The 17,970-nt window shown below is 48.2% G+C and carries 16 protein-coding genes; 4 read left to right on the top strand and 12 right to left on the bottom strand.

Features of this window, described 5'->3' with window-relative positions:
* Positions 1–82: 82 nt before the first annotated feature.
* From NEPTK9_RS03545 to tsaD, 4 genes are all read right to left on the bottom strand, one after another.
* Positions 83–736, bottom strand: a complete 654-nt coding sequence (locus NEPTK9_RS03545) for an ABC transporter ATP-binding protein (RefSeq protein ID WP_194847467.1) — start codon at positions 734–736, stop codon at positions 83–85.
* Positions 737–899: 163 nt separating this feature from the next.
* Complete coding sequence (locus tag NEPTK9_RS03540; protein WP_194847450.1) at positions 900–2,909, bottom strand: ABC transporter permease; 2,010 nt, start codon at positions 2,907–2,909, stop codon at positions 900–902.
* A 224-nt stretch (positions 2,910–3,133) separates the two neighbouring features.
* Positions 3,134–3,295, bottom strand: coding sequence for a 50S ribosomal protein L33 (gene rpmG, locus NEPTK9_RS03535; protein WP_194847449.1), 162 nt, complete (start codon positions 3,293–3,295; stop codon positions 3,134–3,136).
* Positions 3,296–3,306: 11 nt separating this feature from the next.
* Positions 3,307–4,305: a tRNA (adenosine(37)-N6)-threonylcarbamoyltransferase complex transferase subunit TsaD gene (gene tsaD, locus NEPTK9_RS03530; protein WP_194847448.1), complete on the bottom strand. Its 999-nt coding sequence runs from the start codon at positions 4,303–4,305 to the stop codon at positions 3,307–3,309.
* A gap of 72 nt (positions 4,306–4,377) precedes the next feature.
* On the opposite strand from tsaD, the gene NEPTK9_RS03525 reads away from it, so the two are divergent.
* The gene (locus tag NEPTK9_RS03525) at positions 4,378–7,149 is read left to right on the top strand and encodes a hypothetical protein (RefSeq protein ID WP_194847447.1); all 2,772 of its coding nucleotides are present in this window, start codon (positions 4,378–4,380) and stop codon (positions 7,147–7,149) included.
* Here NEPTK9_RS03525 and pgl read toward each other — a convergent pair whose 3' ends face one another.
* Genes pgl through zwf form a run of 3 tightly spaced genes read right to left on the bottom strand, consistent with a single transcriptional unit; the run spans position 7,150 to position 10,485 of the window.
* Entirely contained in the window at positions 7,150–7,908 is a 759-nt protein-coding gene (gene pgl / locus NEPTK9_RS03520; RefSeq protein WP_194847446.1) for a 6-phosphogluconolactonase, read from the bottom strand. It lies immediately after the preceding gene.
* Positions 7,901–8,923 (bottom strand): glucose-6-phosphate dehydrogenase assembly protein OpcA, encoded by a 1,023-nt coding sequence (locus NEPTK9_RS03515; RefSeq protein ID WP_194847445.1) that lies wholly within the window; start codon positions 8,921–8,923, stop codon positions 7,901–7,903. Before NEPTK9_RS03515 ends, pgl begins: the two co-directional genes overlap by 8 nt.
* A gap of 26 nt (positions 8,924–8,949) precedes the next feature.
* Positions 8,950–10,485, bottom strand: coding sequence for a glucose-6-phosphate dehydrogenase (gene zwf, locus NEPTK9_RS03510; protein ID WP_194847444.1), 1,536 nt, complete (start codon positions 10,483–10,485; stop codon positions 8,950–8,952).
* A 91-nt stretch (positions 10,486–10,576) separates the two neighbouring features.
* On the opposite strand from zwf, the gene NEPTK9_RS03505 reads away from it, so the two are divergent.
* The gene (locus NEPTK9_RS03505) at positions 10,577–11,014 is read left to right on the top strand and encodes a hypothetical protein (RefSeq protein ID WP_194847443.1); all 438 of its coding nucleotides are present in this window, start codon (positions 10,577–10,579) and stop codon (positions 11,012–11,014) included.
* On the opposite strand, the gene ruvX is transcribed toward NEPTK9_RS03505, so the two are convergent.
* Positions 11,003–11,425 (bottom strand): Holliday junction resolvase RuvX, encoded by a 423-nt coding sequence (ruvX, locus tag NEPTK9_RS03500; protein ID WP_194847442.1) that lies wholly within the window; start codon positions 11,423–11,425, stop codon positions 11,003–11,005. The two genes, NEPTK9_RS03505 and ruvX, sit on opposite strands and share 12 nt — an antisense overlap.
* 92 nt (positions 11,426–11,517) lie before the next feature.
* Here ruvX and NEPTK9_RS03495 point away from each other — a divergent pair, with 92 nt between their 5' ends.
* Entirely contained in the window at positions 11,518–12,432 is a 915-nt protein-coding gene (locus tag NEPTK9_RS03495) for a DMT family transporter (protein ID WP_194847441.1), read from the top strand.
* On the opposite strand, the gene NEPTK9_RS03490 is transcribed toward NEPTK9_RS03495, so the two are convergent.
* From NEPTK9_RS03490 to NEPTK9_RS03480, 3 genes are read right to left on the bottom strand one after another with little or no spacing between them, the layout of a single operon-like run.
* Complete coding sequence (locus tag NEPTK9_RS03490; protein ID WP_320412047.1) at positions 12,389–12,988, bottom strand: inverse autotransporter beta domain-containing protein; 600 nt, start codon at positions 12,986–12,988, stop codon at positions 12,389–12,391. The genes NEPTK9_RS03495 and NEPTK9_RS03490 overlap by 44 nt on opposite strands.
* Entirely contained in the window at positions 12,967–13,368 is a 402-nt protein-coding gene (locus NEPTK9_RS03485; RefSeq protein ID WP_194847440.1) for a type II toxin-antitoxin system PemK/MazF family toxin, read from the bottom strand. The genes NEPTK9_RS03490 and NEPTK9_RS03485 overlap by 22 nt, the downstream gene beginning before the upstream one ends.
* Positions 13,343–13,525 (bottom strand): hypothetical protein, encoded by a 183-nt coding sequence (locus NEPTK9_RS03480; RefSeq protein WP_194847439.1) that lies wholly within the window; start codon positions 13,523–13,525, stop codon positions 13,343–13,345. Before NEPTK9_RS03480 ends, NEPTK9_RS03485 begins: the two co-directional genes overlap by 26 nt.
* A gap of 795 nt (positions 13,526–14,320) precedes the next feature.
* On the opposite strand from NEPTK9_RS03480, the gene eno reads away from it, so the two are divergent.
* Entirely contained in the window at positions 14,321–15,565 is a 1,245-nt protein-coding gene (gene eno, locus NEPTK9_RS03475) for a phosphopyruvate hydratase (protein WP_194847438.1), read from the top strand.
* Between the two features lie 158 nt (positions 15,566–15,723).
* On the opposite strand, the gene NEPTK9_RS03470 is transcribed toward eno, so the two are convergent.
* Positions 15,724–17,946 carry a hypothetical protein gene (locus NEPTK9_RS03470; RefSeq protein ID WP_194847437.1) on the bottom strand — a complete coding sequence of 741 codons (2,223 nt, stop codon included), beginning with the start codon at positions 17,944–17,946 and terminating at the stop codon, positions 15,724–15,726.
* Positions 17,947–17,970 lie beyond the last annotated feature (24 nt).

Raw genomic sequence — 17,970 nt, 5'->3', positions numbered from 1 at the left:
CCAAAAGACAAGGCCGAAAAATCAGTTTCCAAAAAGATGCAGAAAGCACGAAAAGAAAGGGTGTTTGAATTTGCAGATAGGCTCACGTTAATACTCCGTTATGCAAAGTATAGGTGAAGTCACACTGCTTGGCAAGGGCTTGGTTGTGGGTAACGACGATGAGCCCTTTCCCCAAATTTTTTGCAGAAGAGATAAGAAGCTCATGGATCCTCTCCGAATTTGCATCATCCAGATTTCCGGAAGGTTCGTCAGCTAAGATGAGGTCGGGATCGTTACAGAGCGCTCGAGCAATCGCTGCCCGCTGCTTTTCCCCACCTGAAAGTTGCTTGGCGAGGTGATGCAGCTGAGGAGTCAGCCCTACCTCTTCTAAAAGGCCCTTGGCGACCTTTTCCTTGCCGCCGATCCGTCCAATCCGGGTGGGCATGAGAACGTTGTCGAGGACCGAATACTCGTCGAGGAGGTTGTAGTTTTGGAAGATAAAGCCGAGATGCTTGTTGCGAAGAGAGGGGGCATTTTCGCTAATTGCTGGCGTTCCCACAATTTCAAGGGTTCCTCCTGTGGGAAGGTCGAGCGTTCCCAAAACATGGAGGAGGGTACTTTTTCCAACACCTGATGGTCCCATAATGGCGACCGTTTCTCCCGCATGGACGGTCAAGGAGACCCCTTTTAAGATCTCTGTGGGGACCGGTTTGTCAAAAACCTTGGTGAGATTGGTTGCTACCAGTAACTTCGGTATACGATGAGAGGAATTTTTGCTCATATTTGCGCTCCTATTTTGCCGACATTTGTTCTCCTAAAATTGAGAACATTGTCCAGAAGACAAGGCGAAATTTTTGGAGGACAAAGGGCGGTTAAAAGAGAGGCCAAATAGGGGTGAAAATTGCTCTTTTCGTATACCATTATTCAGACCTCAGGATTTGGGAGGGGGCTAGTTTTGTTGCCTTTAGTGCTGGGACCAGCCCTGCAAGAAGAGAGATAATCGGTGTGGCGATGAGGATAAAGGTCAGCGCATGGTTGCTCAGCTCGTTGGGAAGAGATTTTCCATAAAAGACGGCGTTAAAGGCGTCGTGTCCTTGCAAGAAGCTGAGGAAACTGACCACCCCGTCGATATTGTGGAGGGTGAGCATCGCTGCAACCGTTCCGATGAGGGTGCTGAGCGTTCCCATAATGCCGCCGCAAAGGGTGAAGATGAGGGCGATACTTTTCTTCGACGCTCCCATGGCACTTAAGATGGCGATCTCTTTTTTCTTGTCGTTGACCAAGATAATCAGGAGGGAGATGATGTTACTGCAGGCAACAATTAAGACAATCGCTCCGATCAAGGTGAAGAGATACTTGTCACTTTGGAACTGCTGGAGAAGGTCCTTGGCAAAGTCATATTCGTGGAAGGTGGTGATCTTCCAGTAGGGGGAGAGCCCTTTTTCCACAAAGGCTGCTTCAAGAGCGGCTTTGGTCTCTTTGGCTTTATCGAGATCGCTCAAGTAAACCTGGATTCCATTGATCATATTAGGGTCAATGGTCCCATCGGTTGCAGCGTTGATCGCGTGGGGGAGGTCGGAGCTACTGAGGATCACTTTGGCCCCAATGGCCATCACACCGGGATCGTAAAAACCGGCAACGGTGACGGGAAGACGTTGCTCTTGGACCGAGCTACTTGTTGCCGCTCCATAAGAGAAGTAACCGATATCGCCCACTTCGACCTGACTATTTTGAAAGTGTTTGGGGAGGACCACTGCAGGTGCCTCTGTTTCAGGAAGGAATGCCTCTTCTCCCACAAAGTAGGGCCAAGGAGGAGAGATTTCGGGTTTTGTTTCAAAGTGATTTTTCACCTCTGCTGCAGCAATTTTGACCCCATCCCAAGGAATTTGTCCTTTCAGGGTCTTCCCTTGGAGGGGCATCTCCACCGCAAAGCGGAGATCGTTTAACCCTTTGAGTTTTTCGATTTCGTAAGGGCATAGGGCCGCTTCCATGGCAACCTTTCCTTCGACAAAGATCGGTACCGATAGGCTCACGATATGGCTACTGCCGTCCCGCCCCACATAGTGGAGACGTCCTTGGCTTTTTTTCACCTTGCCGGTGCATGGTTTTTTTTCGGTGGGGAAAACCAGCTGCGAAACCGCTCCATGTTTAATCGGAGCGTAGACATCGAACTCCTCTCCTTCGGAAAGTAAAGAGGCTAGGGGTTGGAGACGGTGAGAGGTCATCTCAAGTTTTTGAACTTCGATATGGGTTAAAAGGCTCTTGACCCGCTCTTGAAATTCCCGCACGGAGACTTTTTGGATTGCTTCGGGGGTGTCTTCAGAAATGCCCTGCGCCGAGACATCGGCGAGGAAAAAGAGGTGGTTGAGATCTTCCATCCGCGTTGGTTCTAAAAGGGAGGGGAGCTGAGGGCTTTGTCCATTGAAGGTGGAGATGTAAGAAACTTGGGTGAGAAATCCTTGCCCCTTTTCTTGATCTCTTGAAAAGGCGATGCCTTGGGGGCGGACCATCCGGAGTTTAAGAACGGCGCCCGACACTTCATAATCTTGCGCTTTGAGTCCCATCTCTCCAAGGACTCCAAAGGCCTCTTTAACGAGGTCTTTTGGGGTTCCATCTTTATGGACCATTTTTTCAGGCCACCGTTTCGGGATGGCTTGGTCTTCTTCAGGGGCATAAGGGTCGGTCAGAAGGGCTGACTGCTTTTCTCCGATGCTCTTTAGTGTATAGTCGGAGCCGCTACTGATACTATCGATCTGATAGTAGTAAGAGTGGTAATACTCTTCAGTCGGGGTAATCCGAATCGGAGCGTTTAAAGAGGTGAGTTTTTTAAGCCAATTCTTTTCGATCCCATCTGTCACAGAGAGGAAGACGAGGACGAGCCAGACGACGAGGGAGATCACCCCGACCGACATCAAAGCGATCAGAGACATCGACAGCTGCCGTCTCCTCGGAACGAGGTACTTACGGGCAATCGAAAACTCGAACATTACGTGAGGCAATTGCAACACTCCTGATCAGTTGATTTTTAGGGCATTTTTGCGAATTTGGGCACGTAACACAAATTCACATACCTTATTAAGGTAGGGTATTTGTGTTACGTGTTCAAATTCGTGAAAAGGGCCAAAAAGCAACCATCTAGAGTATTGCAATTGGCTCACTTAGCTTCTTTAAAAATGACGTGACGTCTTACTTTTTTATCAAACTTCTTTAGCTCAATCCGGTCAGGGGTATTGCGCTTATTCTTAAAGGTCCAATAGGTTTCTGCACTTTCGGTGCTCTTGAGTCTAATTTTTTCGCGTGCGCCTTTCTTTGCCATGATTCAAATCCTTAGTTGTTTTTCATCCGAGTGTAGCATTTTTCTGGAAAGATGTCTACCAAATGATTTCTTTGATAGAGATGGTAGCCGAGACCAGCGATCATTGCGCCATTATCAAGGCTGAGTCCTGGCCCGGGCCAGAAGGTCGGGTAGGGGGCTGTTTCAAAGAGCTCTCGTAGCCTTCTATTCTGGGTGACACCCCCTCCTAAATAAATCGCTTGGCAGTCAAAACTTTTTGCAGCAAGCAGAGCTTTATTAAAAATATCTTCAATGGCAGCCCGCTGAAAGCTCGCCGCAATATCTTTTTTTGCCGCTTCATCGATCACCGTTGGCCCTTTTCGACTTCCTTGCGCTCCCTTCACCTGGTAAAGGACATTAGTTTTAAGACCACTAAAGGAAAAGTCGAGGGGACGTCCCTTCACCCGCCCACCGCGGAAGCTATACCGCTCGGGGTCTCCCTCCTTAGCCAAAGTTTCGATATGGGGACCACCTGGGTAGGGGAAGTCTAAAAGGGCAGCAACTTTATCAAAAGCTTCGCCCACTGCATCATCGACGGTTGTTCCTAAAATTTCATACTCGCAAATGTCGGTCATCTTAGCGAGGAGGGTGTGTCCCCCCGAAACGACCACTCCCAACGCGGGAAAACGGGGCTCCTCTTCCATCATAGCGGCGTAGAGGTGGGCTTCGACATGGTTGACCCCAACCAGCGGTTTTTGCCACCCATAGGCAAGGGCTTGTGCGCCGGTCACTCCCATTAAAAGAGCTCCCATAAGACCTGGGCCATTCGCAACCGCAATGAGATCAATCTCATGCTCTTTAGTGGCCTCTTCGACAAGGGGGAGGAGCTGATCGACATGGTGGCGTGACGCCACCTCTGGGTAGACGCCCCCATACTGCTCGTGGATCTTTGCCTGCGAGGCGACTAAGTTGACTAAAATGTGTTTTCCTTCTGCAACAACCGCAACAGCCGTTTCGTCACACGAGGTTTCAATGCCTAAAACTTTTTTCATCTGAATGCTTGCTAAAAACTCGAACAGTATTTTAGCATAACGATTTATTTTCACTCAAGGGTGTATGATTCAATGAGTATTACTTTTATTAAAGCCCCCCCGTTTAGGGTTGATTTTGAGCAGTATCGCAAAGAATCCATAGAGCCAATACTCTCCTTAGAAGACCAGATTTCCAGGGTAACGGGGATCATCCTGCGGGCAGCGGGCTACTCTGCTTTTGAGACCCTCAAACATTTACCCACTTCTTTTAAGCATATCGCCCTTGGATACCGCGGTTCGATAACGGTCTGGTATCCTCCTAAGAGTCTTCATTTCGCTGTTTTTAAGATGTTTTTTTGGGTTCTCCGAATAGGGCTTTCTTTCCTTGAAATGACCTATCAAGAGGTGATGCAAGCGCTCGGTCCTTCTCACCACCTTTACCTCCAAAAGTATGCGGGGGAAGATATCGATCCAAGACATCTCCGGACAACACATCTTGAGATCGATGTAAGCCATGTTCCTGCAGATGTGACGATCAGCCGCCTTTTAACTGAGTTCGATAAGCTTAACTTTGACCGGTCCAAAGAGCCTGGGCACCGCAAATGCCCTGATGGCTTTACGGTGGAGCGACTTCGGGCAGGACTGAAGAGATTTGTTGACAATGTCAATGGACGGGTGCCCTTCCTTGCAACCCCACCTGCCTCCCAGACTGCTCATCTTTTGGCCTTTTATGACCATATGGAGCGGGCGACGCGATGCGCTTTTCATGCGGTTCTCAAAGCTCTTGAAGAGAAAGCGGATGAAAATACTCTTGAAGATCACTCGCGCTTCCTTATTGATTTTGCAATGTCTGGGGAGTATTGTGGAACTCGCTTTATGTCACAGGCAATGAGGGCTTATGGCCACTACTGTGGAGGGAGTGTTCCAAGTGGGACCCTTGAGGATTCGATCGTCGAAACCTTGGCTCAGGCAAGAAATGATATTGCCAGTAAGCAGATAGCTAAACATTTTGGAGGCGATGTTCATGGTCATGGAAAGTATATGGACCACTTGGGAGAGCTATTAGGAATTCCGGGAACAGCTCATGTTATTGAAACCTTGTCTCAGGACTTTGATACAGATCATTATCTAAAACTGTTCTTCGAGGCTTATACCCCTAATTTTATCATCAAGACCATTCAGAAAAAAGTGAAGAAGTCTGCAGTGCTTCGGGAACAGGTTTTCGATTGGTTAAAAGACCAAAGGGGGAACTGGGTTGCGAAGAAGCCTGACAGTGCCAAAGAGCTTGAAGAAAAGATTCAAGCAGTCTTGGAAAAAGAACCTTCTGTTGATGGTTCCAACCTTTGGAAGGGGGTCTCCCGATTTTTAAATTTACTTACACACCTTAAAAACAAGGGAGTTAAGTTTCCCAAAAGAACCGACTGGCAGACATTCGTTTTTAGATTATTTATCCTAAAAGAGTCTAAAAATTGGATAAAGGATAGAGGGCTGATTATGAGAGCTTGCAATCACCCTCACTTAGCCCCTCTTCTTAATCAGGATAATATTGATAAAGAAGCTCTTCGTCCAATAATTGCTAATCTCGTTAAGGTGGAAGAAATACGAAAAATTGCCTATATCGGCACAAGTGATTTGCTACAAGTGATCGACAATCAAGCTGATCTATCTAAGGTGGTTAAAAAGTTTCTAGAGAGTTGCCTGAATGTTACTGAATCTCATGTGGAGTTTCTCCAAGCTCTTGATGTCGGAGAAGCTGCTAAAAATGGCTTTTCCACTGAAATTATTGAATGGCTTCTTGTTCACTATAAAATCTTTCGTCCCCAGGAGGTACCGAAAAAAACTGAGCAAGCAGCAGACACCACTTCAACCCAAAAGATAGACCTCAAAAAAGTAGAACTCTCGGAACTAAACCTCCCGATGAATGATGCTGTTCATGTAGCAATTGGGGTCGATGCTTTTTTTAAAGATAGTAAATTAAAACAGGAGCTGAAAGCTTCAATCAAAGTACTTCCCTTCATCTTGGATCCTCTTGCAGCGGTATTGCTTCCCTGTATTGAGTTAGGCCGTTCTAGAAGGTACTCTTTTGAGACTTCGAGTGCTAGAAGACTTCGAAAAGTGCTTTTTAATCGCGCTTTTAAAATAAATTCACAAATAGCTGATCAGCAACTGTGCAAGGAAAGGCCTGAACTGCTTTCTTCCTATCCCGAGGGGAAGTCTCGCCTTATTAATCACCTGAATATAGCGGCATCGATCATAGATGGATGTCCTTGGCCTTTGGTCTGGATAGCGGCTATTTTTTTTGCTGAGAAAGCTTTAAAAGAGCTCTATCGAAGAGTGTCCCCCCTTGCTAAGCGTATTGAAGGTCACTATACGACCTATTTAAAGCCTCATATTGATAAGGTGCGAGACTATTCTATATCGCTCTATCAAACGAGAGTACCTCCCCAAGTAAAAAAGGAGGTGAATCGGGTGGTAAAGTTAGCATCCTGGATTCATCGCTACAGCCTTCCCTTTTTTGTTATTTCTTCAATATTACAAGAGGTTGGAAGGTATCGGAATCTCCAACTCGTTAACCGTTTCTTTCATTGGTTTAATCCAGAGATTTTTTTGATCGGCTTTCAAAGCTTATCTAATTTTTCTGGGGTTCAGGGGAACCTCTTTTATAAGTATATCTATTATACAGTAAGGCCAACGCTCAGTAGGGCTTTAAGGGAAAAAGCGCACCAGATAGAAGTAGAGAAGCTGCAGGCCTGGCGCTCCAATGTCTACCAGCTCTGGAATAAAGAGCTGGCAAGATTTCCCATCCTCCGACAAAAAAAAGCTAATCATGCGGCTTCTTCTAGCTCTTCCAGCAGTAACAAGTAGCTACTTTTTGAGAAGAGGACCACCGGCTTCGCTATCAACCACCCAGAGCGCTTTATTTTCGGGGGTGCCGATGGCAGAAACGGGGAAAGGTGGTGTATGCTCCTCGAGGAAGACCTGCCGGACCATGGCTTCCTTGGACTTGCCAAGGACGTAGATGACGGTGTTGCTGGCCCGGTTGATGCAGGGGTAGGTGAGGGTCATCCGCCAGGTGTTTTTTTGAGGGACTTCATTGGCAACAACAAGGGCCTTTTGTTCTTCAAGGGCGCGGGTTCCGGGAAAAAGGGAGGCGGTATGGCCATCTTCGCCCATCCCGAGCATGATCAGGTCAAAGGGGTGGGGGCCCAGAGCCTCCTTGATTTTTGCTTCGTAGGCGTGGCTGTTTTCTTCGATACTGTCTTCCGCTTCCATTCGGAAGATGTGCTCCTTGGGGATTGGAAGGGTTTTAAGGCCGGCATCCATCGCCATCCGAAAGTTGCTCTCGGGGTCAGTAGGAGGGGCGGAGCGCTCATCGCCCCAGAAAAGGGCTACTTTGGTCCAGTCGATGGCGGTTGAGTGGGGGGCAGAGGCGAGCATCTCAAAGATCTTTTTGGGGGTGGAGCCTCCAGAAAGAGCAACGGCAAAGTGGCCATGACTTTTGATCGCCTCTTTGGCGCAATTGAGGAAATGTTCAACGGCAAAGGCGAGGGTGGCATCCCGATCGCCAGGGTGAGCGATGTCGCGCCGCTCGTCCCAGGAGAAAAAGTGGGGATCGTCAGCCATGGGGCGCTCCCTCGATAAGATATTTGAGCATATTGGTGTAGTGGGCGCTCGTCCCTTTGTGACAGATCTCTTTGACAAGGGATTGGCCAGAAGTGGCTTTATCGAAGACGTGGATCGTTGGAACCTCGCACGCTTCAGGGCTCGACTTTTCAATCAAGATATGTTCGGGCCGTCCCTCTTTCCGTTTAAAGAGGTAGTGATATCCTTCACTGGTTTCAACGGTGATTGCAAGGAGCCTTCCTGGGTGAACCTCTTCCATCTCACCCGCAACAAGCTCGATCTCTGTCTCAAACCCAAGCTGAACGGTGAGCCATCCTTTGAAGTAGATCGCTTGGACGTCGGTGTGGCAGAGGTAGTCGGCTGTTTTGCTGTTATAGGTGATGGTGATCTTTTTGGCTTTTTGGATGTGGCTCAGCGCCTCTTCTGATTTAAAGATGTTGGCAAAGAGTTGTCTCCACCCTTCGGTGCGGGCCCAGTTGAGGTCGGCCACATCGGCATGGAAGGTCTCCATGTGAGAGAGGACCGCTTTAGCATAGGCCTGAAGATCGGAGGCCGCCTCCGAGTCAAAAATGATCCGGTCGGCAAGGTTTTCGAGCTGCTTGGCAACAGGGTTTTTATAGGTTGGGTCATCGGCATGGACGAGGTAGATCGGAAGGTCGGGTAAAATATGGGGGAGGATGACAAAAGGGACGCGGGGATGATCTTTACTACACACCTCGATATCGATCAAATCGCAAACAATCTCACACTCTCCTTCGTCGGCAGTCATCACCGAAACGGAAGCTTTGAGCTCTTTACTGGAGCAGGCATCGTCATAGGTGATAAAGATAATCCGAGAGGGAAATTTTTCGATCACCTTTTGGACGATATCATTGAGGTAGCCGCTTCGCTGACACTTTTTAGCGTAGACGATCAGGTTAAAAAGACACGCCCGCATCTTGTTGGTTCCCTGAAGGGAGTCCCAAATCTGCTGAAGCTGCGATTCAATCTGAGCGGGGTGAACTGTCTCTACCATAGATCTATTTTATACCTTTGAACCCCTTAAATCAAGCGCCACTTTCGGCCATCGCGGGCAAGCATCTCATCGGCCGCCTCTGGCCCCCAGCTCCCTGCTGCATAGTTGGGGAAATCTTTCGGAGGGGTGTTCGCCCAATAGTCGAGCAAGGGGGTGAAAAATTGCCATGAGTGGAACACCTCATCGATCCGCGCAAAGAGGGTGCTATCACCAGCAATACAGTCGCAAATCAGCCGCTCATAAGCATCGGGAGGGGCGAGGCCAAAAAAGGCGCCGTACCGAAAGTCCATTTTCACCGGCTGGATCGGACTGCTCGGCCCCGGAACTTTACAGTTAATCTTTAGAGAAATCCCTTCATTGGGCTGGATCCGAATCGTCAGGACATTGGGATCGTTGTGCTGCCCATGCTCATGGAAAAGGACCCCTGGGGGATGCTTAAAGGTGACCGCAATTTCAGTGGTCCGTCTCGGCAACCGCTTGGCTCCCCTTAAGTAAAAGGGAACCCCGTCCCACCGCCAGTTGTCGATAAAGAAGCGGATCGCTCCATAGGTTTCGATCGGGGAGTTGGGGTCGACATTGTTCTCTTCTCGGTATCCTTTGACCTCATCGCCTCCCACAAACCCTTTTCCATACTGCCCGCGCACGGCAGACTTTTCAAAATCCTCTTGGGTAAAGGGGCGAAGGGCTTCTAAAACCTTGACCTTTTCATCGTGGATGGCCCCTGCACTTAAGTTGACCGGCGGCTCCATCGCCAAAAGGGAAAAGAGCTGCATCATATGGTTTTGCATGATGTCCCGCATGAGCCCCGACTCTTCGTAGAAGCGTCCCCGCGTTCCAATGCCGATATCTTCGGCGACGGTGAACTGGACATGGTCGATATAGCGGTGGTTCCACAGATTTTCAAAGATCGAGTTTCCAAAGCGGAAGGCCAAAAGATTTTGCGCCGTTTCTTTCCCCAAGTAGTGGTCGATCCGGTAGAGCTGCTCCTCACTGAGGTGGTCCATCAGATCTTTTTGCAATTCCTTTGCCGAGTTTAGATCGTGACCAAACGGCTTTTCGATGATCACCCGCGACCACCTTTCCCCTCCATGTTCATAGAGGAGCTTGTGTTGCTTCAGCTTTTCGATGATCGTTGTAAAGTAGCTCGGCTGCGTTGACAAGTAGAAGATCCGGTTACCTCCCGTTCCCATTTGCGCATCCAAATCAGCCAGGTGTTTGGCAAACCGTTCGTAGCCTGCATCATCGTCGAATTCCGACTGGTGATAGAAAAGTTCTGATTGAAACGCATCCCAAACCGACTCATCCAAAGGCTTAATGCGCGAATGTTCCGAGACCGCTTTTTTCATCTCTTCACGGAAAACCTCGTCACTTTTTTCCCGTCGGGCAAAACCGCAGCAGGCAAAATGGGTGGGGAGTTGCCCCTCCCTTTTCAGGTTGTAAAGGGCAGGCATGAGCTTCCGCGCCGTTAGGTCGCCTGTCGCCCCAAAAATAACAACGATGCAAGGGTCTAAACTGCGCGACGTTTGTCCCGGTTCTTCGAAGGGGTGTACGTTTTTGTCCATACTTCCAAGGTAAGTCAAAGAGATTTTTTTAGCTACCTATTTATCGGCGAGTTTGGTAGAATCTTACCAAAAATAATGTTTTGAGGAAACAATGAAGAAAAAAACTATTTTGCTTTTTTGCTTAGCTGGGGCACTGATTGTGGGGTGTACTTCCTACCGAGGAACGAGGGAGCTTGCTGAGCTTACAGTTTATGATGTGGAGCAGGCAATTATCGATGGAAAGACCCATAAGCACGAAGTGATTGCCCGCTTTGGAACCCAGTACGAATTGGAAGAAGACTTTGAGGGGCGGGAAAAATGGGTGTACTCCCTTTCGACCTATAAGCCGAAGCTGACCAACCTGATCCCGATCTATGGAGAGATTAATAAAGGAACCGATAACAAGGACTATAAGCTAACCATCTTTTTCGATGAGAAGGGGATAGTGATCCGCCACCGCTTCCATCAAAAGGAGTATGAGAGTACCCGCTGGCATTCCTACCATCCTGCTCCCGTTGCTCCTTCTTCAACTTTAGAGTTAGATTGGTAGACTATCGAGATAATTCTGGAGGATGAGGGTAGCGCTCATCGTATCGACGTGGGCAGCCCGTTTCTTTCGGCTCATTTTGTCCTCCATGAGGAGGCGCTCCACCTGCTTGGAGGTGAGCCGCTCATCCCAGAGGATGAGGGGGAGGCCACTGGCCTCTTCAAGGAGGGTGGCAAACTTCCGGACAGTGGTGGTGGTTTCGCTGTCTTTTCCAGAGAGGAGAAGGGGGAGTCCCATAACGATGGTGTCTACTTCATCAAGCTCTTTGAGAATCAGGTCGACCGTCCCTTCGAGGGTTTTAGCAGCGAGGATCGTTTTGAGGGGAGAGGCGATCATCCGGGAGAGATCGGAGCGGGCAAGCCCAATCCGCTTCATTCCAAAATCAATCCCCAGTACACGAGTTTTTTTTGCCATTTGTTTTCCTTTACGATATACAGATATATTATAGACTTAAGCGAAAAAAAGCAATGATACAGCACTTAGAAAGACCCAAAAAACGGTTCCCTATGGCAGTTGGTCTCATGGTGGGGGCAACGGTGGCCTTAGCTGCGCAGGCAACTTGCGTTAAGCTCGCCTCCCCCTACTTTAGCACCAATTTCCTCTGCTTTGCCCGCTCCCTTGTCAACCTTGTCATGCTCATGGTCTGGGTTTTTTGCTCAGGCTCAGCGCCTAAAGTTTCTCAACTGTTTCGGACAGAGAACTACCGCCACCATGCGGTTCGCTCGATCTGCGGAGTTGCTGCTCTTTACTGCTTTTACTTTAGTATCACCCACTTTGCCCTTGCGGAAGGGACGCTCATTTTCTACTCGTTTCCCCTCTTTGTCCCCATTGCCGCGCGGCTATGGCTTCGAGTGAAGCTCGTCCACCGCCTTTGGTGGGGGCTCGGGATTGCATTTTTGGGGCTTCTTTTTGTCCTGCGACCGGGCAAAGACCTCTTTAACCCTTGGGCGATTGTCCCCTTGATCGGGGCGATGCTTTCGGGAACGGCTGTGGTCGCCCTTCGGACCCTTAACTATACCGAGCCATGGGAGCGGATCACCGCCTACTACTTTACTTTGAGCGTTCTTGTCACTGCGGTGGTGTTTTATCTTTTTCCAGCCCAGCAAGAGACCTATACCTTTACAAGCTTGAGCCTCGCTTTATTAGCGGGGATTTTTGCGGCGTTTTTCCAGGTGCTCTTGACATTGAGCGCTAAGTTTGCCCCGATGCGTCTCATCAGCCCTTTTATCTACCTCAGCTTTATCTTTGGAGCGATCATCCAATACTTTATCTGGGGAGAGGGGATTCCTGCAGGGGTGATCATCGGCTTCTTCCTAATCATTGTGGGCACGGTCCTTCTGATCTTCCTCTATCCAAAGAACGATTTGCAGTTTAAGCCTAAAGCTTCTTCTTCTCGAGGGGGACGATCTCGCGGCGGATGATGGGGCGGGAAAGCTTTTTTTTCCGGCTACCGATTGGAATGGTAAGGGCAAAAATCCCTTGGAAGGTAAAGTCAAAAATCTGGTCGTAAGTGGTTTCAAAGAGGAGCTCGACCCACTGCCAGAGCTGGACGCTGGCGCGGATCTCGGAGCCCCACGCTTTCCCAAAGGTGCGGTTTTCAAAGGCCCGCCCGGTCAGGTAGTAGGCGCCGATCGCCCCTGAAAACTGGTGGATTTCTCCTGTTAGGAGGACCTTTTCCACCTCTCCCTGGAGGTTGGCCAGGGCAACAGCAGCGCGCTTGCCTTCGGTTTTCTTGACGGTCCCGATTGGGGCATATCCATTAAAGCGGAGGACATAATCGGAGATGAAGAGCTCAAACCCTCCGCCGAGTTGTGAGGGGGAGAGAACCGAACTACTCTGGTAGTCGTAGTAGCCATTGAGACCAACGGTCCATTTTTTGCTCGGAGCGGTCACCCGCCCGCCCAGGCCGAGGTTGAGGGCAAACTCTCCATTGTTAAAGACGTGGCCCCGCGTATTTAAAAAGAGGAGGGGGTTGATGTTGAGATGGAGGTCAATGGTCGAATAGCCCCGGTCATAACCGACCCCTTTATGCTCGCGATGCTTGAGCCTGGTAAAGGAACCATCCCCATTTTTTTAATAAGCCTATTTTTGCTGATTGATCGTATTTGCTCACATACCGCAAAACTAGGGACTTTGATCCCTCCTTCGGGGGGATCAAAACGGACGTGAGAAAAAATGCCTTGATCCTTGCTAGTCATTGGAACAACAATGACTAGTGCTGAAAGCCCCTCATTAAAAGAATCTGCCGAAATAATAAGTGCTGGACGAACCTTTGTTCCTACTTCTCTTCCATTGATTGGGTCAGGATCAAAGAGCCATATTTCCCCTTGCTTAGGGGTAGTTTTCTTCAAAGCCATCTTCTAAAGTTCCTTCAAGTTCTTCTCGCTCTTTTAACTCTTCTTTCCAAGCGGTTTTGTTTGATCTAATCTGTCCGTAACTTTCATTTAGAAGGCGCATCCGTTCCTTATGCCGATAAATCTCTAGAGCAGACTCGATAATTTCGGCATGGTTCAAAATAGGGTAACAATTTTTGGTCTTATGAAAGATGCGTCGGGGGCAAGCCCCCTGCTGCCCCCTTGAGCTTCAACTTGGCAAGCCAAATCGACCCTCCTCGGGGGGCCGTGCAAAGCACTGTTCCACCCCTCGTGCGGGGCGATTTTGCAGAGCCATCTTGAAGCCGCGGACAGCTCACCGCATGGCTTTTCTTCGCCTTCGGCTCCGAAGCCATGTCAGTTCGCTGGAAAGGTTTTTTCCTAGAAAACCTTGCACATCTTTCACGAAGGACCAAGTTTTTTTTCCAGGTTTTTAGCCACTTAGGATCGACGAATTTCGACAGCTTTCGCGTTGCCTAAAACCAATTCTTGAGCTTGTTTGGGTATAACAAAAAAATTCACTGAACCAACACAGCTTCGGAGCCGAAGGCGAAGAAAAGCTGCGTCGTGAAGTGTCCACGGCTTCAAGATGGCTATGCAAAATTGATCTGAACGAGGGGCGGAACAGTGCTTTGCACGGCCCCCCGAGGAAGGTCGATTTGGCTTGCCAGATTGAAGCTCAAGGGGGCAGCGGGGGGCTTGCCCCCGACGTATCTTTACCCTAAATACTCCCGATTAACTACATAAGGTGGAAAGGCCTCCATATTTCGGGAAGTGTTACCTCAGCATGCTGTATTTTGAACCATGAGGAAAATTTCATCGTTGCCTTCCTTCGAGAGCCCAATTCGGGCTCCCTGCATCAGGCGCCTTGAACTTTTCTCCCCTGAAAAACTCTTTCAACTTGTTTTAATTAATGATACGCCCTAAAACAAAGGGCATGGCAAAGATTAAAAAGATTCATGCACGTGAGATTCTTGATTCTCGGGGCAACCCCACACTAAAAGTTGAACTCACCACCGATACCGGCATCACTGGCCGAGCAGCTGTCCCTTCAGGAGCTTCGACCGGCGAACATGAAGCGGTTGAGCTCCGCGACAACGACCCCAAACGTTACGGGGGCAAAGGAGTTCAAAAAGCGGTCGCCAATGTCAACGGTCCCCTTGCCAAGCTTCTTAAAGGGCAAAGCGTTCTCGAGCAAGAGACGATCGACCGGATGATGATCGGCGCAGATGGAACCTCGAACAAAGGAAACTTTGGAGCCAATGCGCTCCTCGGCATCTCCCTTGCTGCCGCCCGCGCTCGCGCCATGTCCCAAAAAATCCCCCTCTACCAAGCTATTACCCAAGACAGTGCCACCCTCCTTCCCATCCCCATGATGAATATCCTCAATGGGGGTGCCCATGCCGATAACTCCCTCGAATTCCAAGAGTTTATGATCCGCCCGATCGGCGCACCCACCTTTTCCGAAGCGCTCCGCTATGGCGCCGAAACCTTCCATGCGCTTAAAAAACTCCTCCAAGAAAAAAACTATGCCACCTCCGTCGGTGATGAGGGAGGCTTTGCGCCCAACCTTTCTTCCGATGAAGAGGCCCTTGACTTTATCCTCAAAGCGATCGAAAAAGTGGGCCTCACCCCCGGCAAAGAGATCACCCTAGCCCTTGACTGCGCTGCCTCCGAGTTTTACGACAAAGAGAAAAAGCTCTACCTCGGCAAAAACACCGCTGCCGACCAAGTGACCTACCTTAAAAAGCTCTCCGACAACTACCCCATCGACTCGATCGAAGATGGCCTCGATGAAAATGACTGGGAGGGGTGGGAACATCTCACCAAAGAACTTGGTGATAAGATCCAAATTGTGGGCGATGACATCTTCGTTACCAACACCACTTTCCTCAAAAAAGGGATCGATACCCATGTCGCCAACTCTATCCTGATCAAGGTGAACCAGATCGGCACCCTAACCGAAACGCTCGAGGCAATCGCCCTTGCTAAAAAGAATCACTACAGAACGGTGATCTCCCACCGCTCGGGAGAAACCGAAGACACCTTCATCGCTGACCTCGCCGTCGCGACCCGCGCCGGCCAGATCAAGACCGGCTCTCTTTCCCGCTCCGACCGCGTTGCCAAGTACAACCGGCTCCTAGCGATCGAAGACCAGCTTGGCAATAGCGCTGAGTATTAGGGCCCATCAAGAAATAAATGCTACAGTTTGACTCAGCGAGACACAGCAAAATTAAGCTGAATGAGGAGCATCATTCCCAATAGGGAAGGGCGACGAAGAAGCTTAATTTGGCAAAGTCGCAGCCAGTCAACTTGTAGCATTTATTTCTTGACGGGCCCTTAGTTGTGACTGCTGCTAGACGCAGCGTTGTTATTGGGTTTAGAAATCCTCTCCAGAGCTTTTTTCCTGTTTTGCTCACCCTCTAAAAGACCTGCAATGGTCTTTGCCTTTTCCACTTTGCTATTTTTAATACATTGATCCAAATAGGTGGCAAGAGTCTTATTTCTTTTAGGATCAATTTTGATCAACAGTTCTTTAAATCCTCGTGGCAAATGAGTATCAATCTGAATCCAAGCTTTGAGAATAGCTTCCACACACTGGATCCGCCTGCCTACATACATAATTCCTTTTCCTAGGTCACAAACCTTCTGAAGGTCATCTTCTGTCTTGACCTTTTTAATGTGGCAATTGTACTTTTCGTCTCTCAATTTTTCATCGACTAAGAGTCCTATTATTTTTCCCAGCTCCTTCCACTCTTTAGCTTTCTCACACCCCTTGATGTAAGGCTTAAGAAGGGCATCCCTATCCTCATTATTCTCTATTAAGCTGATAAGCGCATCTGGCAAAAAGCTTGCTGACTCTGGCAAAACTTTGAATAAACATTCAATATAGGTTTTTTGCAAATTTTTGTCGGTTAACCACTTTAAGAGTTGAGATGCTTCCGGCAAATGGCTTTTCTCTTTTATAAACCGATCAATTAACTTCTTCAGGTGTGGTTGGAGGAGCTTTTCCCCATCCTCTTGCTCTTTCACAGCTTCAATAAAAGCATCCTTTAAAGGTTCCCCTTTTTCTACACAAACCATAATAAGTCGCGTCGAATACTCAGCCCTCTCCTTAACTGGAAGAGCCTTGATGAGCCAAGCCGCTTGACCAGTAAAGCCTTTATCGATACAGGCATCAATATAACGTTTAAAAGGTTGTCCTTTTTCCCAAATAAAGGGGAGAATCTGCTCATTCAAAAAATAATCACTTTTTTCAAGACATTTATCCATAAATCGATTTGCCAAGACTACCTTTTGATAGGGATCTTGGCACTCCAAAATAAAATTTTCCGCTTTATCTAAACTTTCTTTTGATAAATCTTCAAATTTAGGATCTATTTTCTTGAACTTTTCTAAGTTGGTTGGAAAATCTTTCCCCTTTTTTGAACAATAATCTTTCAGTTGTATTGTGTAGCCAAATTTAAGCTTAGGCTCTTTAAACATCTCAATCAGCTCAGTCGCCCACTTAACATCTCCTTTCTCAATACAAAAACTCACATAGCTCTTGAAAACTTCGCTTTGTTTTGAAGTGTGTTTGACTACTTGTTGCGTTTTTATTCTTTTATACAGTCCTTTTTTTATACAATAGCCCAAAAGAATCTCTGCAAGCTCTGGTTGAGCCTCCTCTTTTTGTTTATTAATATAGCCCATGGCTTGAAGCGCAGAGTCCTTTATGTCCTTACACAAGCGCTCAAATTCTTTATCTCTAAAGTCTAAGCTCTTAGGTTTAAGTCCTCTACGAGAGCTGCTCGACGCTTGATCTTTTTGAGGCGTTGGTCCAAAGCTTTTCCTTCTTTCATACATAGTTGAAGCAATGGTATTGCCCAACTGATTCTCGATATTGTTTTTTTCTGATTGGTTAACAGGAGGTTTAGAGGTTTTCTTTTGCCGCATTTCTCGGCGTCTTCTCAGTATTTCGTTCATGTCAATCCCACCTCTAGAAGAAGACCCCGTAGCAGGTGCTTTACCAGGAACCTTCTTTCCTCTTCTTATCACAAGCTTCTTAAAAATTAGTACAGGAGGAGGGGGAGGAGCAGCAATTGGTGGAGGTGGTGGAGGCAAAGCGGGTTGATTCTCTACATTTAGCTGTTCGTTAAGTCGGTCTTGATAGGTTTGCTGCCTTTCAATCAATCGAGCTTGGTCTTGTCTCTGATGCTCTAGCTGTTGAGCTAAAAAAAAACTCCGACAATCACCTATAAAAAAGTTACTAAGAGAGATCAGAGCATCCTCTACATCATTCGCAAAGCCATGAGTCTCCCGTGCCAATTCCTGAAACATAACCAGCGGATCCAATGACAAAATTCCGACCGCAACCATCACGACCCCTGCCGCTACCCGCCAAATGGGCATGAAAGTAAGGTTAAATAACGCTGTAGGTAAGGCCATGGCTTTTCGACCTAACCACTTACTGCTACCCTCTGGTTCAACCTGATAAAGCAGAGAAAACTGCTCATATACGGATTGGGGACTTGTGGGGTCTGCACTATTTGCTAAAGCTTTTTCATAAAGGGAAAGGGGCACGTCTAATACCTTAAGGTAAATCAA

It is taken from the genome of Candidatus Neptunochlamydia vexilliferae, from assembly GCF_015356785.1.
Classification (GTDB): domain Bacteria; phylum Chlamydiota; class Chlamydiia; order Chlamydiales; family Simkaniaceae; genus Neptunichlamydia; species Neptunichlamydia vexilliferae.
This window is presented reverse-complemented; position numbering and strand designations above follow the sequence as displayed.

Coding starts and splice junctions, on each gene's coding strand:
- NEPTK9_RS03540 (WP_194847450.1), bottom strand. CDS start 2,909: ATGTCTCTGATCGCTTTGATGTCGGTCGGGGTGATCTCCCTCGTCGTC.
- rpmG (WP_194847449.1), bottom strand. CDS start 3,295: ATGGCAAAGAAAGGCGCACGCGAAAAAATTAGACTCAAGAGCACCGAA.
- tsaD (WP_194847448.1), bottom strand. CDS start 4,305: ATGAAAAAAGTTTTAGGCATTGAAACCTCGTGTGACGAAACGGCTGTT.
- NEPTK9_RS03525 (WP_194847447.1), top strand. CDS start 4,378: ATGAGTATTACTTTTATTAAAGCCCCCCCGTTTAGGGTTGATTTTGAG.
- pgl (WP_194847446.1), bottom strand. CDS start 7,908: ATGGCTGACGATCCCCACTTTTTCTCCTGGGACGAGCGGCGCGACATC.
- NEPTK9_RS03515 (WP_194847445.1), bottom strand. CDS start 8,923: ATGGTAGAGACAGTTCACCCCGCTCAGATTGAATCGCAGCTTCAGCAG.
- zwf (WP_194847444.1), bottom strand. CDS start 10,485: ATGGACAAAAACGTACACCCCTTCGAAGAACCGGGACAAACGTCGCGC.
- NEPTK9_RS03505 (WP_194847443.1), top strand. CDS start 10,577: ATGAAGAAAAAAACTATTTTGCTTTTTTGCTTAGCTGGGGCACTGATT.
- ruvX (WP_194847442.1), bottom strand. CDS start 11,425: ATGGCAAAAAAAACTCGTGTACTGGGGATTGATTTTGGAATGAAGCGG.
- NEPTK9_RS03495 (WP_194847441.1), top strand. CDS start 11,518: ATGGCAGTTGGTCTCATGGTGGGGGCAACGGTGGCCTTAGCTGCGCAG.
- NEPTK9_RS03485 (WP_194847440.1), bottom strand. CDS start 13,368: ATGGCTTTGAAGAAAACTACCCCTAAGCAAGGGGAAATATGGCTCTTT.
- eno (WP_194847438.1), top strand. CDS start 14,321: ATGGCAAAGATTAAAAAGATTCATGCACGTGAGATTCTTGATTCTCGG.